Genomic DNA, 16,198 nt, shown 5'->3' with positions numbered 1-16,198 from the left:
CGCCATGCCATGCGCGGTACGTCGTTGCTCGAGGCGACGCTCGCCATCGCGCTGCTCGCCACCGTGATGTTGGCGGTCGCCGGCAGCCAGCTCGCGATGGCGCGTACGCAGCGCGCGACGATCTGGCGCGAGCGCGCGCTGTGGCTGGCCGATGCACGTATCGAGCGTCTGCATGCCGCGGCGGCGGTCGACGACGGCCTCGCGGCGTCGGCGGCGACCTCGTTGCCCGGTGGCGCGATGACGCTCGACGGCGGGCCGGGCGGCGTCCGCTACGCGGTCGTCGGCTGGCGGGGCGGCAACGGGGGCGCGTCGCCGCGCTGCGATGCGGCAGGGGCGTCGTCAGCGCAGCCGCGATCGTGTGTCCGGATACCGTTTCGGGAGAGGGCACGCGATGAGCGCTGATCGCCGTACGTGTGGCCATACGCTGCTCGAAGTGCTGATTGCGATGACCGTCGGGCTGCTCGTGCTCGCGGCGGCCGGTGCGCTGTACCACGCGCAGCGCATTGCGCAGCGTCGCGCGGAAGACGGGTTCAGGATGCGCGACGCGGCGGCTGCCGCGCTGATGCTGATCGGTCAGCAGATCCAGATGGCGGGTTTCCGGCCGCTCGATGCCGAAGCGGCATCGCCGTTGCCGCCGGTGTTCGGCTGTTCGACGGCACGCGTGCGCGGTAGCGGCGCACAGGTGCGCTGCGAGCCCGCGCGTTCGGCGTCGGACGCGTTGCTGGTCCGGTATGTCGGCGATGCCGTGTCCACGTGGACGACGGTGAGCGGCCAGGCGTCGGATTGCCTCGGGCAGGGTGTCGGCGAGCCGGGCGAGCCGGCGCCGGTGGAGAATCGCTTCGATGCGTATGTCAGCCCGTCGACGGGCGAGCCCGAACTGTATTGCGAAGGAAGCGGCCGTCCGGGCACGCCGCAGCCCGTCGTGGCGGGGATCGATCAGTTGCGCATCCGTTATTTGCGTCGCGGCGCCATGCGGTTCGTCGACGCTGACGCGATGCGTGCCGACGACTGGCGCGAGGTCGTGGCCGTGCATCTCTGCGTCAGGGCGCGCGGCGAGCCGATGCGCGAACCGGCGCGTCAGGTCGACTGCGACGGCCGCGTTGCCGTGCCGTCGGACGGCCGCGCCCGTTTGACGCTCGATCGCATCGTCGCGTTGCGCAACGTCGCGCTCGCCGCCGACGCTGCGTCGCATGATGCCATTCGAGCAAGCGAGGTGGCGCGATGAGCGGAGCAGCGCGATACGCGCGGGATGGCATCTTGCGACGCGGCGAGGCTGGCCACGCGCACGAGCGCAGCGTCGCGAGCGGCGGCGATCGGCAGCACGCCGTACGTGCTCGCGTTCCAGCGGCGACTCCGCGCGAGCCGAACATGCGTTTCCGGCCCGGTCGCCGTGCGTGGCGGCGCGATGCGGGCCTTGCGTTGCCTGCGGTGATCGCCATCGGCGCAGCGGTCGCGGCACTGACCGGTACATGGTTCGACGCCGCGCTGACGGAGTCGCGCCGCACACGCGCATTGTCCGATCGGCTGATTGCATTCCACGCGGCCGATGCCGCGCTTGCCGCGTGTACCGCGCGATTGCTGCGCGGCTCGGCGCCGTATGTGTACGAAAGCGAATCGCATGCGGAGCCCGACGCATGGCGACGCATGCCGCCGCTGGCGGCTGCCGAAGCGTTCGCGCCATTCGCCGAATGGCCGATGGCCGAGCAGCCGCCGCGATGCCTGATCGAGGCGTGGCGGCGTCCGGCAGGGCAGGCACGCGACCGCGCTTATCTTGTGACCGCGCGCGGTGTCGGCGCGCACGCGTCGAGTGCCGTATGGCTGCAGCACCAGGTTGCGATGCGGGACGGCCATATCGTCGTGCTGCGCTGGCGTCGTGTCGCGGCGGTGCTTCGATGAACGGCCGCCTGTTCAGGGCTCGAGCGGCGGGGTTCACGCTGATCGAACTGATGATCGTGCTCGCGATCGTCGCGGTGCTGGCCGGGTGGGGTATCCCGTCGTATCGCGAGCATGTCGTGCGGGTTCACCGCGCGTCGGCGGTGTCCGCGCTGTACCGTGCGGCCCAGTATCTCGAAACGCTCGACGGTGCACCGCCGGCGGCATTGCCGGACGTGCTCGCGCAGGCGCCGCCGGACGGGCCGGCCGTGTATCGATTGACGCTCGGGCGGCCGGACGGCGACGAGTCGCCGGTGAGCTATGAACTGGTAGCGACGCCGCTCGAAACGGGGCCGATGCGCGACGATGCATGCGGCATGTTCACGCTGCGCTCGGACGGGACGAAAGGCAATGCGGGAAGTGGGGGCGCCGACGAACCAGGCGCTGCCTGCTGGGGCGTGCGCTGAGTTCGCAACGAACGCGCGCAACGAACGCGCGCGGCGGCGCATGGCCGTGCGCGCAGGAGGCCCGCGGTCAGTCGTCGCGTGCGTCGAGCCCGCGCTCGTCGCGGGACTGCTTCCAGATCCGGTAGACCTCCCATGCGGCGAAGCCGAGCGTGCCCCACTTCAACGCGGGGCCCGCGCTTGCGCGTAGCAGCGAGCGAACGGGTTTCGCGAGCACGAGCGATGCGAGGGAACTCAGCATCGGATACTGGTTGACGAGGTGGCCGAGGCTTGCGTTCAGGTTCCTGGCCGACTGGCCGAACTTGCCGGTCGACAGCCCGGGGATGAACACCTTGAGCCAGCTGAAGCGCGTGACGGCCTGGCGCATTTCGGCGGCGGCTTCCGCGAGTTCGAGCCGCTCGACTTCGGATCGCAGGATCAGCAGTTCCTTGCGCAGCGCGCGGTGCTGCGACGCGCTCCAGTTCGATCGCGACGAATGGGAGCGGGATGGATTGCCCGTGATGTTCTGGCTCATGGCGCGTCGGCGAAGTAGGTGGAAGGGATGAGCGCGAGGGCGTTCACGGCTTGCCGCGGAACAGGTCGCGGTCTTTCTCGAGTTCGGCGAGCGTCGCCTCGAACACGGTTGGCGCGCCCCGCAGGCCCGAGCGCGCCTTCAGCCCGCATACGATGCCGCCAACGGCATACAGCGCGGTGATCGCGGCGAGCGACTGCCAGCGGTAGGTATCCCAGAACGCGATCGCGATCAGCACGGTCAGGCTGATGAGTGCCATCGTCGCGAGCATCATCGCGGCGAGGCCGAGGAACAGCACGCCCATCAGGCGCTCCTTCTCCTCGGCAAGCTCGATGCCCACCAGTTCGAGGCGCGTTTGCAGGAGGCCGATGGCCGAGCCGACGAGGCGGCGCAGCGGTCCTTGACCGGACGGCTGCGAGGGGGTGTCTGTCGTCATGGATGCGGTGCTTGCGCGTACAGTGAGCAGCTAGGACAAAGCCGCCGGCGCAGGCCGGCCGGCTTCGACGCCCGCGCGCCGCGTCATCATGCGGCCCGCGGGACGAAACGGCGCAAAGCGCGTTACTTGCGGTTGATCAGCAGGCCGATCAGCACGCCAACGCCGGCAGCCACGCCGATCGACGTCCACGGATGCTCGTGCACGTAGTCGTCGGTCGCGCGCGCGGCCTTCTTGCCTTTCTCGACCACCACGACCTGGACGTCGGCTGCCTTTTCCTTGGCCTGCTTCAGGCGCGACATGGCTTTCTCGCGCAGCTCGGCCGCACGGTCGCCCGTGCTGCTCGCAGCTTGCTTGAGCAGGTCTTCGGCGTCCGAGAGAACGGTTTTGATATCCGACATCAGTTTCTCCTTGTTGATTTCCGACATTGCAACTCCCTTCGTGCTGTCATGCTGCAGGTTCACATCGTAGCGAAACCCGTGCCTGCTGGCGAGCCGGGAAGACGCACGGCGGCAGCGCAAGACTGCATGGTAAACGACTTGTAATGATGAACAGAGCGGCAAACGGATTGAAAAGTTTCCCCGCTGCCGTCCGTTCTCCCACGACGCCGGGTAAAAATGACAAAAAAGTATGAATATCAAACGGAATAATCGTTCGCACGGCCCATTGCTTCCCGTAAGCTGATGGACTGCCCCGCGCTGTCCGGCGCGCGGTTTCAACCAGCATCGTTCGAGGAGGGAACATCATGAGTCTGCGTCTTGGCGACATCGCACCGGATTTCGAGCAGGAATCGAGCCTGGGCACCATCAAGTTTCACGAGTGGCTCGGCAACAGCTGGGGTGTCCTGTTCTCGCATCCGGCCGACTACACGCCGGTGTGCACGACCGAACTCGGGCTGACCTCGAAGCTGAAGGGCGAATTCGAGAAACGCAACGTGAAGGTGATCGCGCTGTCGGTCGACGGCGTCGAATCGCACAAGGGCTGGATCAACGACATCAACGAGACGCAGTCGACGGTCGTGGGCTTCCCGATCATCGCCGACGCGGACCGCAAGGTGTCGCAGCTGTACGACATGATTCACCCGAATGCGAACGAAACGCTGACGGTGCGTTCGCTGTTCGTGATCGACCCGAACAAGAAGGTGCGGCTCACGATCACCTATCCGGCCAGCACGGGGCGCAATTTCGACGAAGTGCTGCGCGTGATCGATTCGCTGCAGTTGACCGACAATTACAAGGTCGCGACGCCCGGCAACTGGAAGGACGGCGACGACGTCGTGATCGTGCCGTCGCTGCAGGATCCGGAAGAACTGAAAAAGCGCTTCCCGAAGGGCTTCAACGCGGTGCGTCCGTATCTGCGCCTGACGCCGCAGCCGAACAAGTAAGCATCGACGCAGCCCCTGCCCGCGGCTACGATGACAAAGGCCCGTCCGGCAGCGATGCCGGACGGGCCTTTTACGTGGCGGCGCTCGCAGGCGCGGCATCGCCGCCGCCGCGTGCGTCATGGTCGAATCATCAGAAGAACGCCTGGATGCCCGTCTGCGCGCGGCCGAGGATCAGCGCGTGGATGTCGTGCGTGCCTTCGTACGTGTTCACCACTTCGAGGTTCACGAGATGGCGCGCGACGCCGAATTCGTCGGAGATGCCGTTGCCGCCGAGCATGTCGCGCGCGAGCCGCGCGATGTCGAGCGCCTTGCCGCACGAGTTGCGCTTCATGATCGACGTGATCTCGACGGCGGCCGTGCCTTCGTCCTTCATCCGGCCGAGGCGCAGCACGCCTTGCAGGCCGAGCGTGATTTCGGTCTGCATGTCGGCGAGCTTCTTCTGGATCAACTGGTTCGCGGCGAGCGGCCGGCCGAACTGCTGGCGGTCGAGCACGTACTGGCGTGCGGTGTGCCAGCACGACTCGGCGGCGCCGAGCGCGCCCCACGCGATCCCGTAGCGCGCCGAGTTCAGGCAGGTGAACGGGCCGCGCAGGCCGCTCACGTTCGGCATCAGGTTCTCTTCGGGCACGAACACCTCGTCGAGCACGATCTCGCCGGTGATCGACGCGCGCAGCCCGACCTTGCCGTGGATCGCCGGCGCCGACAGGCCCTTCCAGCCCTTCTCGAGGATGAAGCCGCGGATCGCGTCCTTGCCGTTTTCTTCCAGTTTCGCCCACACGACGAACACGTCGGCGATCGGCGAGTTGGTGATCCACATCTTCGCGCCGGACAGCGCGTAGCCGCCCGGCACCTTCTTCGCACGCGTGACCATGCTGCCCGGGTCGGAGCCGTGGTTCGGCTCGGTCAGCCCGAAGCAGCCGATCCATTCGCCGGTCGCGAGCTTCGGCAGGTATTTCCGCTTCTGCGCGTCGGAGCCGAATTCGAAGATCGGCACCATCACGAGCGACGACTGCACGGACATCATCGACCGGTAGCCCGAATCGACGCGCTCGACTTCGCGCGCGATCAGCCCGTAGCTCACGTAGTTGAGGCCGGGGCCGCCATATTCCTCGGGAATCGTCGGGCCGAGCAGGCCGAGTTCGCCCATCTCGCGAAAGATGGCCGCGTCGGTGCGTTCGTGGCGGAACGCTTCGGTGACGCGCGGCGCGAGCTTGTCCTGTGCGTAGGCCTGCGCGGCGTCGCGCACCATCCGCTCGTCCTCGGTCAGTTGCTGGTCGAGCAGCAGCGGATCGTCCCAATGAAAAGTTGCAGCACTCATCGTCTCATCTCCTGTTGGTCCGGTCTTCCAGCCGGCCCCATGCCAAAGTTCGCTTGACTATGGTTCCGCTGTGCGGAACAATGTTTTGCAAATTGAACTCAGTGTAGCACCGGATGACGCTTTCAACCACCGACGACACCACGATCGACGAGCGCAAGTTCGTCGTCGCGCTCGCGCGCGGGCTCGACCTGCTGCGCGCCTTTCGGCCCGGCGAGACGATGCTGGGCAATCGCGATTTCGCGGAACGCACCGGCCTGCCGAAGGCGACGGTGAACCGGCTCGCCTATACGCTGACCGTGCTCGGCTATCTGCGCTACGACGAGACGCTCGGCAAGTATGCGCTGGACGCCGGCGTGCTGTCGCTCGGCTACGCGTTGCTGTCGGGCTCGGGGACGATCGATCTCGCGCGGCCGCACATGCAGGCGCTCGCGCGCGAGATTGGCGCGGCCGTGTCGCTCGGCTGCCGCGACGGGCTCGACATGATCTATCTGGAGACGATCCGCAGCGAGACCGCGCTGACGCTCGGGCTCGCGCCCGGTTCGCGGCTGTCGATGCTGACGAGCTCGATGGGGCGCGCGTACCTGGCCGTGCAGCCGGAGGACGTGCGCGGTGCGCTCTATGCCGAGCTGCACCGCGCGGCCGGCGGCGCGGCCGATGCCGATGCGCTCGTCACCGCCGCGCAGCACGCGGTGGCCGAGTTCTCGGCGAGCGGTTGCTGCTATTCGTTCCGCGCGTGGCACACGGACGTGAATGCGGCAGCCGTGCCGTTTCGCGAGCCGCGCGAGGGGCGCTGGCTGATCCTGAGCTGCAGCGGCCCCGCATCGTCGATGGACGAGGGCGTGTTCCGCACGCAAGTCGGGCCGAAGCTGAAGGCGCTCGCGCAACGGCTCGGGCAGACGGTCTGAGCAACGAGCGCGCGCGCAGTTCGCCGTCGCCCGGCAACGGGTTCGTTGGTCGCGGGGGCGGAAGCGGAAGGGGCGGCGCGGTTGCGTATTGTGCGACGGGCGAACCGCGCTCATCATCGTTCGCCTGTGTCCTGACGATCATGAGGTTCGCGATGCTGCACCCCGAAACGATGGAAGGCGGATGCGCATGCGGCGCGATTCGCTACCGGATCGCCGGCCTGCCGGCCGATGCCGGCTTCTGCCACTGCCGGCTCTGCCAGCGTACGACGGGCGCGGCGGTCGTCGCATCGGCATCGGTGCCGATCGACGCATTCGAATACCTGCAGGGCGAACCGACCGTCTATGCGTCGAGCGCGTGGGGCGAGCGGCGTTTCTGCGGCCGCTGCGGCGCGCAGCTCGAATACCGGCGCTCCGTGGCGCCGCGGACGGTCGAGATCAATTACGCGACGCTCGACGAGCCGTCGCGGCTGCGTCCGGCGTGGCATGTCTGGTACGGAGATCGTTTCCCGGGCATCGAGATCGACGACGATCTGCCGAAGTACGACGACGGTGGAAGAGAATAAGAATAGGCGGCTGGTTCACGCCGACGCGCCGGTGTGGATCTCGCGCGCAGGCAGGTTCGACCTTTGCGCGTAACGAACAAGAAACCGGCCGGCGTCGAGCGACGCCGCGTGCTGAAACCCGATTCCCGAAGCGGCACGACACGCCGTCATTCAGCGTGCGACGCCCCGCGCGCGGCGCGCACCTTCCGCCGCGCCGCTCAGGCCGTCACGACTTTCGCGAACACCGGCCCCTGCATGAACCGCACGTCGTGCTGGCGCAGCAGCTCGCACTGCGTCTCGTCGACCACACCGTCGAAGATCAGCGGAATCCGCACGCGCTGCGCATAGGCGACGAGCGCCTTGACCATCCCGTCGCGCAGCGCGATGCCCGCATCCATCTTGATGTAGTCGGGGCGCGCCATGTCCGATTCGACCGCGAGGATGCGGCCCGGGTCGGGCAGCTTGTCCGCGACCTTGAAGCCGTGATGCTGGTAGCTGCGCGTCAGGTAGCCGAGGAACGTCTTGTGGGCGACCGCGACCGCCGGCAGCTCGATCACGATCCGCTCGGGCGGCAGCCCGAAGCGCTGCAGCACCGACGAGAAATGCTTGCCGTGGTCGTACTTCACGCTCTTGAGCAGCCGCTCGTGCACGCGCAGGAACAGCAGACCGTGACGCTGCGCACCGAAGAAATTGATCGCGTGCAGCGCGCGCGACAGGCGGTCGATCGCGACGAGCGTCTGGTCGTCGACGGCCGCGTCGACCGGATCGTGCTGCGCGCCCGTGACCAGCGTGACGGCCTGGAAGCCGAGCTCGTCGCCGTAGCGCTCGATCGCGTCGGCGAACGACGTCGATTGCGGCGCGCCGGGCATCGTCACGTCGTAGATCGGCTCGTACGCACTGGCGAGCGTGCGCTCGGGCAGATTCGCGCACGCGGTGCCGCCTTCGGCAAGCGCGAGGTGCTCCCGCAGATACGGCAGTTGCCCGGCACGGGCGACCAGCTCGGGGATGGTAGGCGGAATCATCGGCGTGAAAAGGAAAAATGGCGGCCGAAAGGGCCGCCTCGTTGTCTTGATATTAGCAGCGCGCGCCGCGCTCGGCTCGGCGTTTCGCTCATATGGTTATCCCGTCCCCGAGTGAACGACTAGGGTTTACGTTGATTTCACTATTCGTAATTGGTTTTACTATTCGTAAATCCAAAGATTTGTCGCCGATCAAGAAATGCGGCAGGCAGGCGCCGCGAAACGGCGCCGTTCACGAATCAACAGGAAGCAAGGAGCGAGACGTGGCGGTTGACAGGACAGGCGGGCACGCGCGCCGGCAGGAGACGGACGCGACGCCGGGCGCGGCGGTGCGCCCGGCGGGATTGAGGGGCGGATGGCGACCATGAGCATCGATTACCAGACGCTGAAGTTCGAGTACCGCGCCCGCGCGCACGACGCGGCCGTCCACCCGGTGATCGTCGTCGGCGCGGGGCCGGTGGGCCTCGCGGCCGCGATCGACCTCGCGCAGCAGGGCGTGCCGGTCGTGCTGCTCGACGACGACGACACGCTGTCGACCGGCTCGCGCGCGATCTGCTTCGCGAAGCGCACGCTCGAGATCTTCGACCGGCTCGGCTGCGGCGAGCGTTTCGTCGACAAGGGCGTGAGCTGGCACGTCGGCAAGGTGTTCCTGCAGGACGAGCAACTGTACGCGTTCGACCTGCTGCCCGAGGAAGGGCATGCGCGCCCCGCGTTCATCAACCTGCAGCAGTACTACGTCGAAGGCTATCTTGCCGATCGCGCGTTCGAGCTGCCGAACATCGACATCCGCTGGAAGCACAAGGTGACGGGCGTCGCGCAGTCGGCCGAACACGCGGTGCTGACGATCGAGACGCCGGACGGCGTCGCGACGCTGCACGCGCAGTACGTGGTCGCGGCCGACGGCTCGCGCAGCCCGATGCGCACGATGATGGGCCTGGAGAGCCGCGGCCGCACGTTCAAGGATCGCTTCCTGATCGCCGACGTGAAGATGAAGGCGGAGTTTCCGACCGAGCGCTGGTTCTGGTTCGATCCGCCGTTTCATCGCAACCAGTCGGTGCTGCTGCACCGCCAGCCCGACAACGTGTGGCGCATCGACTTCCAGCTCGGCTGGGATGCCGATCCCGTCGCCGAAAAGCAGCCGGAGCGCGTGATCCCGCGCGTGCGCGCGCTGCTCGGGCCGGACGTCGAGTTCGAGCTCGAGTGGGTGAGCGTCTATACGTTCCGCTGCCAGCGGATGGACACGTTCCGGCACGGCCGCGTGCTGTTCGCCGGCGATTCGGCGCACGGCGTGTCGCCGTTCGGCGCGCGTGGCGCGAACAGCGGCGTGCAGGATGCGGACAACCTCGCGTGGAAGCTGAAGCTGGTGCTCGACGGCCACGCGCACGACCGCCTGCTCGACACCTATGCGAGCGAGCGCGAGTTCGCGGCGGACGAGAACATCCGCCACTCGACGCGCTCGACCGATTTCATCACGCCGAAGAGCGCGGTGTCGCGCGTGTTCCGCGATGCGACGCTGAAGCTCGCGCGCGACTGCGAATTCGCGCGCAGGCTGGTGAACAGCGGGCGCCTGTCGGTGCCGGCCGTGCTGGCCGATTCGCCGCTGAACACGCCGGACCGCGGCGGCGACGCATTCGCATGCGCGATGCGGCCGGGCGCGGCGGCGGCCGATGCGCCGGTGCGTGCGCACGGCGCGTCCGGCTGGCTGCTGCGGCATCTGTGCGGCGGCTTCACCGGCGTGCTGTTCGGATTGCCCGGCGACGCGGCCGCGCTCGCGCAGGCCGTCAGCGGTCTCGCGCCGACGGTGCGGCCGGTGCTCGTCGTGCCGGCCGGGCACGCGCGTCCGGCAGCCGGCGTCGACGTCGTGGAGGACGTCGACGGGCTCGCCGCGCAGCGCTACGACGCGCAGCCCGGCACGTTCTACCTGCTGCGTCCCGACGAGCACGTGTGCGCACGCACGCGCACGCTCGACCGTCAAGCGATCGCCGACGCACTGGCGCGCGCGACCTGCGCACGCTGACTACGATAAAGACACCGGAGACACCGTCATGCCCTCACTCGATACCCGCCCGCGCCTGGCCGACCCCGACGCGTTCTACGAAGCGCTGATCGACATGCATCGCGACCTGTCGGACGCCGACAGCCAGCTCGTCAACGCGAAGCTGATCCTGCTGCTCGCGAACCAGGTCGGCGACGCCGACGTGCTGCGCGAAGCGATGGCGCTCGCGCGCCAGGGCGTGACGCCGCCCGTGCATCCGTCCGCCGAGGTGGCGCGATGAGCGCGGCGCCGGCCGATACGCGCGTGCTCGAAGTCGAGCGCGTGATCGACGAGACCCATCGCCCGGGTTTTCACTGGATGCTGCTCGCGCTGTGCGGGCTGTGCCTCGTGATCGACGGTTTCGATGCGCAGGCGATGGGCTACGTCGCGCCGAGCGTGATCGCCGAATGGGGCGTGCCGAAGCAGGCGCTCGGGCCGGTGTTCAGCGCGAGCCTGTTCGGGATGCTGCTCGGCGCGCTCGGGCTGTCGGTGCTGGCCGACCGGATCGGCCGGCGTCCGGTGCTGATCGGCTCGACGCTGTTCTTCTCGGTGACGATGCTCGCGACGCCGTTCGCGAGCTCGATCCCGGTGCTGATGGCGCTGCGCTTCGTCACGGGCCTCGGCCTCGGCTGCATCATGCCGAACGCGATGGCGCTGGTCGGCGAATTCAGCCCGGCCGCGCATCGCGTGAAGCGGATGATGATCGTGTCGTGCGGCTTCACGCTCGGCGCGGCGCTCGGCGGCTTCATCAGCGCGGCGCTGATTCCGGCGCTCGGCTGGCGCTCGGTGTTCTTCGTCGGCGGCGCGGTGCCGCTCGTGCTGATGATCGCGATGGTCGCGCGGCTGCCCGAGTCGCTGCAGTTCCTGGTGCTGAAAGGGCGTGTCGCGCAGGCGCGCGACTGGCTCGCGCGCTTCGCGCCGGCCGCCGGCATCGATGCGAACACGCGGCTCGTCGTGCGCGAACGCGCGGCGAGCGGCGCGCCGGTCGCCGAGCTGTTCCGCCATGGCCGCCTGCCCGTCACGCTGCTGCTGTGGGCCATCAGCTTCATGAACCTGATCGACCTGTACTTCCTGTCGAACTGGCTGCCGACCGTGATGCGCGATGCCGGTTATTCGCCGGGCACGGCGGTGATCGTCGGCACGGTGCTGCAGACGGGCGGCGTGATCGGCACGCTGTCGCTCGGCTGGTTCATCGAACGTTACGGCTTCGTGCGCGTGCTGTTCGCGTGCTTCGCGTGCGCGGCCGTGTCGGTGGGACTGATCGGCTCGGTCGCGCATGCGCTGCCGTGGCTGCTGGTCGTCGTGTTCGCGGGCGGGTTCTGCGTGGTCGGCGGACAGCCGGCCGTGAACGCGCTCGCGGGCCAGTATTACCCGACGTCGCTGCGCTCGACGGGCATCGGCTGGAGCCTCGGCATCGGCCGGATCGGCTCGGTGCTCGGGCCGCTCGTCGGCGGGCAACTGATTGCGCTGAACTGGTCGAACGGCGCGCTGTTCCACGCGGCCGCGGTGCCCGTGCTGTGCTCGGCGCTATTCGTCCTCGGGCTGGCCGGTGTGTCGCGGCGCAACGGCGCGCAGGCGCCGAACGCCGCCCTGAATTGATGGAGAAAGGAAACGATGACGCTTGACCTGTCGACACCGGCGACCGCCGGCTACCTCAGCGGTTTCGCGAACGAGTTCGCGACCGAGGCGCTGCCCGGCGCGCTGCCGCACGGCCGCAACTCGCCGCAGCGCGCGCCGTACGGGCTGTACGCGGAGCAGTTGTCGGGCACCGCGTTTACCGCACCGCGCGGCCACAACCGCCGCTCGTGGCTGTACCGGATTCGCCCCGCCGCCGTGCACCGGCCGTTCGAGCCGTATGCGGGCGCGCAGCGGCTCGTGTCGGAGTTCGGCGATTCGGCCGACGTGCCGCCGACGCCGCCGAACCAGTTGCGCTGGGATCCGCTGCCGATGCCGGTCGAGCCGACCGATTTCGTCGACGGCCTCGTGACGATGGCCGGCAACGGTTCGGCCGCCGCGATGAACGGCTGCGCGATCCATCTGTATGCGGCGAACCGGTCGATGCAGGACCGCTTCTTCTACAGCGCGGACGGTGAACTGCTGATCGTGCCGCAGCAGGGGCGCCTGTTCATCGCGACGGAATTGGGCCGGCTCGACATCGAGCCGTTCGAGATCGCGGTGATCCCGCGCGGCGTGCGTTTTTCGGTCGCGCTGCCGGACGGCGACGCGCGCGGCTACATCTGCGAAAACTTCGGCGCGCTGCTGCGGCTGCCGGATCTCGGCCCGATCGGCTCGAACGGGCTCGCGAACCCGCGCGACTTCCTGACGCCGCAGGCCGCGTACGAAGACCGCGAAGGCGCGTTCGAGCTGATCGCGAAACTGAACGGGCGCCTGTGGCGCGCGGACATCGGCCATTCGCCGCTCGACGTCGTCGCGTGGCACGGCAACTACGCGCCGTACAAATACGATCTGCGCCTGTTCAACACGATCGGCTCGATCAGCTTCGACCATCCCGATCCGTCGATCTTCCTCGTGCTGCAGGCGCAGAGCGACACGCCGGGCGTCGACACGATCGACTTCGTGATCTTCCCGCCGCGCTGGCTCGCGGCCGAGGATACGTTCCGCCCGCCGTGGTTCCACCGCAACGTCGCGAGCGAGTTCATGGGGCTCGTGCACGGCGCGTACGACGCGAAGGCCGAAGGCTTCGTGCCGGGCGGCGCGAGCCTGCACAACTGCATGTCGGGCCACGGGCCCGACGCGGACACGTTCGAGAAGGCGTCCGCGAGCGACACGACGAAGCCGCACAAGGTCGACGCGACGATGGCGTTCATGTTCGAAACCCGCACGCTGATCCGGCCGACGCGCTACGCGCTCGATACCGCACAGCTGCAGGCCGATTACTTCGAATGCTGGCAAGGCATCAAGAAACACTTCAATCCGGAGCAAAAGTGAGCGATACCCAAGACTGGCGCGCGACGCTCGACCCGGCTCGCAGGAGCTGGGTCGATACCGCGAACGATCCCGCCTGCGATTTCCCGATCCAGAACCTGCCGTTCGGAATCTTCAGCGATGCGAAGCAGACGGCGCGCCGCGCGGGCGTCGCGCTTGGCGACCAGATCGTCGACCTGGCCGAACTGAAGCGAGCCGGGCTGCTGACGTTGCCGCTGTCGAGCCCCGAGGATTTTGTCGAGATGCGCGATCGCGCGTTCGAGCAGCCGACGCTGAACGATTTCATCGCGCTCGGCCGCGATGCATGGCGCAGCGTGCGCGTGCAACTGTCCGACCTGTTCTCGCGCGACAACGCACGGCTGCGCGACGATGCCGCGCTGCGCGCGAAGGTGCTGGTGCCGCAGCGCGACGCGACGCTGCATCTGCCGGTCGAGATTCCCGGCTACACCGATTTCTATTCGTCGAAGGAGCACGCGACCAACGTCGGCTCGATGTTTCGCGATCCGAAAAATGCGCTGCTGCCGAACTGGTCGGAAATGCCGATCGGCTACAACGGCCGCGCGTCGTCAGTGGTCGTGAGCGGCACGCCGGTGCGGCGCCCGAACGGGCAGCTGAAGCTGCCCGACCAGGAGCGTCCGGTGTTCGGCGCGTGCCGCAAGCTCGATATCGAACTGGAAACGGGTTTCATCGTCGGCCGCGGCAACGCGCTCGGCGAGCCGATCGCGTGCGAGGACGCGGAAGCGCATATCTTCGGGATGGTGCTGCTGAACGACTGGAGCGCACGCGATATCCAGCAGTGGGAGTACGTGCCGCTGGGGCCATTCAATTCGAAGGGCTTCGCGACGACGATCTCGCCGTGGATCGTCACGCTCGACGCGCTTGAACCGTTTCGCGTCGCGCAGCCCGAGCAGTCGCCGCCGCCGCTCGCGTATCTGCGGCATGCGGGCAAGCACGCGTTCGACATCGCGCTGGAAGTGACGCTGCGCGCCGAAGGTGCGGCCGAGGCCACGTCGATCTGCCGCACGAACTTCAGGCACATGTACTGGACGATGGCGCAGCAGCTCGCGCATCACACGGTCGCGGGCTGCAACACGCGCGTGGGCGACCTGATGGGCTCGGGCACGATCAGCGGGCCGACGAAGGATTCGTTCGGCAGCCTGCTCGAACTGACGTGGAACGGCAAGGAGCCGCTCGCGCTGACGGGCGGCGGCAGCCGTACGTTCATCGAGGACGGCGACGAGCTGACGCTCGCCGGCTGGTGCCAGGGCGACGGCTATCGCGTCGGCTTCGGCACGTGTGCGGGCAAGATCTTGCCGGCGCGGAGCGCGTGACGGATTGCAGCGCGGAACGTCACGCGTAGGTCACGTGTAGATCACGCGTAGTCAGGAAGGACAGGGCGGCCCGCATTGCGCGGGCCGTTTCCGTTTACCGGAGAGTGGGCGCGAGCGGGCCGATGCGTACCGGTGCATGATGCCGCGCGCCAACGCCAACGCCAACGCCAACGCCAACGCCAATCTGCATCAGATCGCGCGTTGCACCGCGGCGCGTCGTTCCCACAACGCGGCCCCGACGAAGGCGGCGACACAGGCGACCAGCACGCCGACCAACGCATGGCTGCCCAACTGCTCCATCAACGCGCCGGCAATCAGCGGCCCGCCGAAGCTCGCGGCGCTCCACGACGCCGACACGAGCGAACTCGCGGTGACGAGCGCGGCGCCGCGGAAACGTTCGCCGCACGCGACGAGCGACAGCGTATAGATGCTGCCGGCGGCCGCGCCGAGCACGAACAGCAGCGGCCAGCACAGCCACGGATTGGCGATGACGAACGGCAGCAGCGGCAGGCCGCCCAGCACGATCCAGCCCGCGCCGAGGTGTACGCGTTCGCGGCCGAGCTTGTCCGCGAGCCAGCCGATCGGGAACTGCATCGCGGTATCGCCGAACAGCATGATCGACGCGAGCAGCACGGCGGTCGCGCTCGCGACGCCGTGATCCATCGCGTAGAGCGGCAGCAGCGACAGCGCGAGCGTGTCGAACAGCGCGAAGAAGCCGGTGCCGATGATCAGCGCGGGCATGCGCGGCAGCACGTCGAGCCAGCGGCCGTGCGCTTCGTGATGCGCGTCGTCGCCGGCGAGCGGCGCGCGGCGGATCGTCGCGAGCGTCGGCAGCGCGAGCAGGAACAGCGCGCCGCACAGCGCGAAGCGAATACGCGTCGCGCCGGCGATCTGGCTGACGAGCACGGGGCCGGCCATCTGGAACAGCGTGAAATTGGTCGCATAGATCGCGACCACGCGGCCGCGTGTCGAATCGTCGGCGAGCTGGTTGACCCATGCTTCGCCGATCGTGAACAGCAGCATCAGCGCGGCGCCGCACAGCACGCGCAGCACGCCCCACAGGATCAGGTTCGACGTGAACTGCATCAGCGCGGTGGCGGCCGCGAGCAGCACGACCGACACGACGATCGCGCGGCGCGCACCGATGTGCCGCGCGAGCGCGGTGACGAACGGCACGATCGCGAGGCCGCCGAGGGCCTGCGCGGCCGTCAGCATGCCGACGACGTTGGTGCCGTGTCCGGCTTCGGTCAGCGCGAGCGCGGTGAGGGGAAGCGTGGCGCCGGTGCCGAGGCCGACGACCGCGACGCTCAGGATCAGCGCGAGGAAATCGCGATTGAGAATGGCTTTCATCGGCCGGGATGCTACACCGCGGCCCTTCAAAGGTCCATGAAGGCCGTCACGTTTGAATGGCGTTGCGCACGCAACGATTACCGCAGGG

At 68.2% G+C, this 16,198-nt stretch carries 18 protein-coding genes; 12 read left to right on the top strand and 6 right to left on the bottom strand.

Going from position 1 to position 16,198, the window contains the following annotated elements; genetic code table 11:
• The first annotated feature begins 9 nt into the window (after positions 1-9).
• The 4 genes from C5F75_RS15210 (at position 10) to C5F75_RS15195 (ending at position 2,339) form a co-directional block, all read left to right on the top strand.
• Positions 10-402: a type IV pilus modification PilV family protein gene (locus C5F75_RS15210; protein ID WP_407641350.1), complete on the top strand. Its 393-nt coding sequence runs from the start codon at positions 10-12 to the stop codon at positions 400-402.
• Positions 392-1,225 (top strand): PilW family protein, encoded by an 834-nt coding sequence (locus C5F75_RS15205; protein WP_104012413.1) that lies wholly within the window; start codon positions 392-394, stop codon positions 1,223-1,225. The genes C5F75_RS15210 and C5F75_RS15205 overlap by 11 nt, the downstream gene beginning before the upstream one ends.
• A 143-nt stretch (positions 1,226-1,368) precedes the next feature.
• Entirely contained in the window at positions 1,369-1,896 is a 528-nt protein-coding gene (locus C5F75_RS15200) for a hypothetical protein (RefSeq protein WP_181035421.1), read from the top strand.
• Positions 1,893-2,339, top strand: coding sequence for a type IV pilin protein (locus tag C5F75_RS15195; RefSeq protein ID WP_181035419.1), 447 nt, complete (start codon positions 1,893-1,895; stop codon positions 2,337-2,339). The genes C5F75_RS15200 and C5F75_RS15195 overlap by 4 nt, the downstream gene beginning before the upstream one ends.
• Positions 2,340-2,406: 67 nt before the next feature.
• Here the strand turns inward: C5F75_RS15195 and C5F75_RS15190 are convergent, their stop codons facing one another.
• The 3 genes from C5F75_RS15190 to C5F75_RS15180 form a co-directional block, all read right to left on the bottom strand.
• On the bottom strand, positions 2,407-2,850 hold the full coding sequence (locus C5F75_RS15190) for a DUF3318 domain-containing protein (protein WP_059574252.1): 444 nt from the start codon (positions 2,848-2,850) through the stop codon (positions 2,407-2,409).
• Positions 2,851-2,893: 43 nt separating this feature from the next.
• Positions 2,894-3,283, bottom strand: a complete 390-nt coding sequence (locus C5F75_RS15185) for a phage holin family protein (protein ID WP_059574251.1) — start codon at positions 3,281-3,283, stop codon at positions 2,894-2,896.
• A gap of 122 nt (positions 3,284-3,405) precedes the next feature.
• Positions 3,406-3,708: a DUF883 family protein gene (locus tag C5F75_RS15180; RefSeq protein WP_006494044.1), complete on the bottom strand. Its 303-nt coding sequence runs from the start codon at positions 3,706-3,708 to the stop codon at positions 3,406-3,408.
• A 317-nt stretch (positions 3,709-4,025) separates the two neighbouring features.
• Here C5F75_RS15180 and C5F75_RS15175 point away from each other — a divergent pair, with 317 nt between their 5' ends.
• The gene (locus C5F75_RS15175) at positions 4,026-4,664 is read left to right on the top strand and encodes a peroxiredoxin (protein ID WP_006476788.1); all 639 of its coding nucleotides are present in this window, start codon (positions 4,026-4,028) and stop codon (positions 4,662-4,664) included.
• A 130-nt stretch (positions 4,665-4,794) separates the two neighbouring features.
• On the opposite strand, the gene C5F75_RS15170 is transcribed toward C5F75_RS15175, so the two are convergent.
• Positions 4,795-5,982, bottom strand: coding sequence for an acyl-CoA dehydrogenase (locus C5F75_RS15170; protein WP_060011435.1), 1,188 nt, complete (start codon positions 5,980-5,982; stop codon positions 4,795-4,797).
• A 113-nt stretch (positions 5,983-6,095) separates the two neighbouring features.
• On the opposite strand from C5F75_RS15170, the gene C5F75_RS15165 reads away from it, so the two are divergent.
• Both C5F75_RS15165 and C5F75_RS15160 read left to right on the top strand, forming a co-directional pair.
• The gene (locus C5F75_RS15165; protein WP_104012412.1) at positions 6,096-6,887 is read left to right on the top strand and encodes an IclR family transcriptional regulator; all 792 of its coding nucleotides are present in this window, start codon (positions 6,096-6,098) and stop codon (positions 6,885-6,887) included.
• 152 nt (positions 6,888-7,039) lie between these two features.
• Positions 7,040-7,450 carry a GFA family protein gene (locus tag C5F75_RS15160; protein WP_104012424.1) on the top strand — a complete coding sequence of 137 codons (411 nt, stop codon included), beginning with the start codon at positions 7,040-7,042 and terminating at the stop codon, positions 7,448-7,450.
• Between the two features lie 197 nt (positions 7,451-7,647).
• On the opposite strand, the gene C5F75_RS15155 is transcribed toward C5F75_RS15160, so the two are convergent.
• Positions 7,648-8,451, bottom strand: coding sequence for an EAL domain-containing protein (locus C5F75_RS15155; RefSeq protein WP_059574247.1), 804 nt, complete (start codon positions 8,449-8,451; stop codon positions 7,648-7,650).
• Between the two features lie 352 nt (positions 8,452-8,803).
• On the opposite strand from C5F75_RS15155, the gene C5F75_RS15150 reads away from it, so the two are divergent.
• From C5F75_RS15150 to fahA, 5 genes are read left to right on the top strand one after another with little or no spacing between them, the layout of a single operon-like run.
• Complete coding sequence (locus C5F75_RS15150; RefSeq protein WP_104012411.1) at positions 8,804-10,465, top strand: FAD-dependent oxidoreductase; 1,662 nt, start codon at positions 8,804-8,806, stop codon at positions 10,463-10,465.
• 28 nt (positions 10,466-10,493) lie between these two features.
• A complete protein-coding gene (locus C5F75_RS15145; protein ID WP_059642074.1) occupies positions 10,494-10,724 on the top strand; it encodes a DUF2783 domain-containing protein in 231 nt (76 codons plus the stop codon).
• A complete protein-coding gene (locus C5F75_RS15140; protein WP_104012410.1) occupies positions 10,721-12,082 on the top strand; it encodes an MFS transporter in 1,362 nt (453 codons plus the stop codon). The genes C5F75_RS15145 and C5F75_RS15140 overlap by 4 nt, the downstream gene beginning before the upstream one ends.
• A 15-nt stretch (positions 12,083-12,097) precedes the next feature.
• Positions 12,098-13,432 (top strand): homogentisate 1,2-dioxygenase, encoded by a 1,335-nt coding sequence (gene hmgA, locus C5F75_RS15135; protein ID WP_104012409.1) that lies wholly within the window; start codon positions 12,098-12,100, stop codon positions 13,430-13,432.
• Complete coding sequence (fahA, locus tag C5F75_RS15130; protein WP_104012408.1) at positions 13,429-14,760, top strand: fumarylacetoacetase; 1,332 nt, start codon at positions 13,429-13,431, stop codon at positions 14,758-14,760. The genes hmgA and fahA overlap by 4 nt, the downstream gene beginning before the upstream one ends.
• Before the next feature lie 189 nt (positions 14,761-14,949).
• Here the strand turns inward: fahA and C5F75_RS15125 are convergent, their stop codons facing one another.
• A complete protein-coding gene (locus C5F75_RS15125; protein WP_059574242.1) occupies positions 14,950-16,110 on the bottom strand; it encodes an MFS transporter in 1,161 nt (386 codons plus the stop codon).
• Positions 16,111-16,198 lie beyond the last annotated feature (88 nt).

The organism is Burkholderia anthinoferrum (assembly GCF_002925705.1).
In the GTDB taxonomy this organism is placed as follows: domain Bacteria; phylum Pseudomonadota; class Gammaproteobacteria; order Burkholderiales; family Burkholderiaceae; genus Burkholderia; species Burkholderia semiarida.
Note: the sequence above shows the minus strand (reverse complement) of the source record. Positions and strands in the feature narration are given on the sequence as shown.

What these genes read in the sequence shown, in the direction of transcription:
- C5F75_RS15145 (WP_059642074.1), top strand. Translation starts at nt 10,494, where the DNA reads ATGCCCTCACTCGATACCCGCCCGCGCCTGGCCGACCCCGACGCGTTC.
- C5F75_RS15160 (WP_104012424.1), top strand. Translation starts at nt 7,040, where the DNA reads ATGCTGCACCCCGAAACGATGGAAGGCGGATGCGCATGCGGCGCGATT.
- C5F75_RS15195 (WP_181035419.1), top strand. Translation starts at nt 1,893, where the DNA reads ATGAACGGCCGCCTGTTCAGGGCTCGAGCGGCGGGGTTCACGCTGATC.
- C5F75_RS15190 (WP_059574252.1), bottom strand. Translation starts at nt 2,850, where the DNA reads ATGAGCCAGAACATCACGGGCAATCCATCCCGCTCCCATTCGTCGCGA.
- C5F75_RS15205 (WP_104012413.1), top strand. Translation starts at nt 392, where the DNA reads ATGAGCGCTGATCGCCGTACGTGTGGCCATACGCTGCTCGAAGTGCTG.
- C5F75_RS15185 (WP_059574251.1), bottom strand. Translation starts at nt 3,283, where the DNA reads ATGACGACAGACACCCCCTCGCAGCCGTCCGGTCAAGGACCGCTGCGC.
- C5F75_RS15200 (WP_181035421.1), top strand. Translation starts at nt 1,369, where the DNA reads ATGCGTTTCCGGCCCGGTCGCCGTGCGTGGCGGCGCGATGCGGGCCTT.
- C5F75_RS15175 (WP_006476788.1), top strand. Translation starts at nt 4,026, where the DNA reads ATGAGTCTGCGTCTTGGCGACATCGCACCGGATTTCGAGCAGGAATCG.
- C5F75_RS15170 (WP_060011435.1), bottom strand. Translation starts at nt 5,982, where the DNA reads ATGAGTGCTGCAACTTTTCATTGGGACGATCCGCTGCTGCTCGACCAG.
- C5F75_RS15210 (WP_407641350.1), top strand. Translation starts at nt 10, where the DNA reads ATGCGCGGTACGTCGTTGCTCGAGGCGACGCTCGCCATCGCGCTGCTC.
- C5F75_RS15150 (WP_104012411.1), top strand. Translation starts at nt 8,804, where the DNA reads ATGGCGACCATGAGCATCGATTACCAGACGCTGAAGTTCGAGTACCGC.
- C5F75_RS15180 (WP_006494044.1), bottom strand. Translation starts at nt 3,708, where the DNA reads ATGTCGGAAATCAACAAGGAGAAACTGATGTCGGATATCAAAACCGTT.
- C5F75_RS15125 (WP_059574242.1), bottom strand. Translation starts at nt 16,110, where the DNA reads ATGAAAGCCATTCTCAATCGCGATTTCCTCGCGCTGATCCTGAGCGTC.
- C5F75_RS15140 (WP_104012410.1), top strand. Translation starts at nt 10,721, where the DNA reads ATGAGCGCGGCGCCGGCCGATACGCGCGTGCTCGAAGTCGAGCGCGTG.
- C5F75_RS15155 (WP_059574247.1), bottom strand. Translation starts at nt 8,451, where the DNA reads ATGATTCCGCCTACCATCCCCGAGCTGGTCGCCCGTGCCGGGCAACTG.
- hmgA (WP_104012409.1), top strand. Translation starts at nt 12,098, where the DNA reads ATGACGCTTGACCTGTCGACACCGGCGACCGCCGGCTACCTCAGCGGT.
- C5F75_RS15165 (WP_104012412.1), top strand. Translation starts at nt 6,096, where the DNA reads ATGACGCTTTCAACCACCGACGACACCACGATCGACGAGCGCAAGTTC.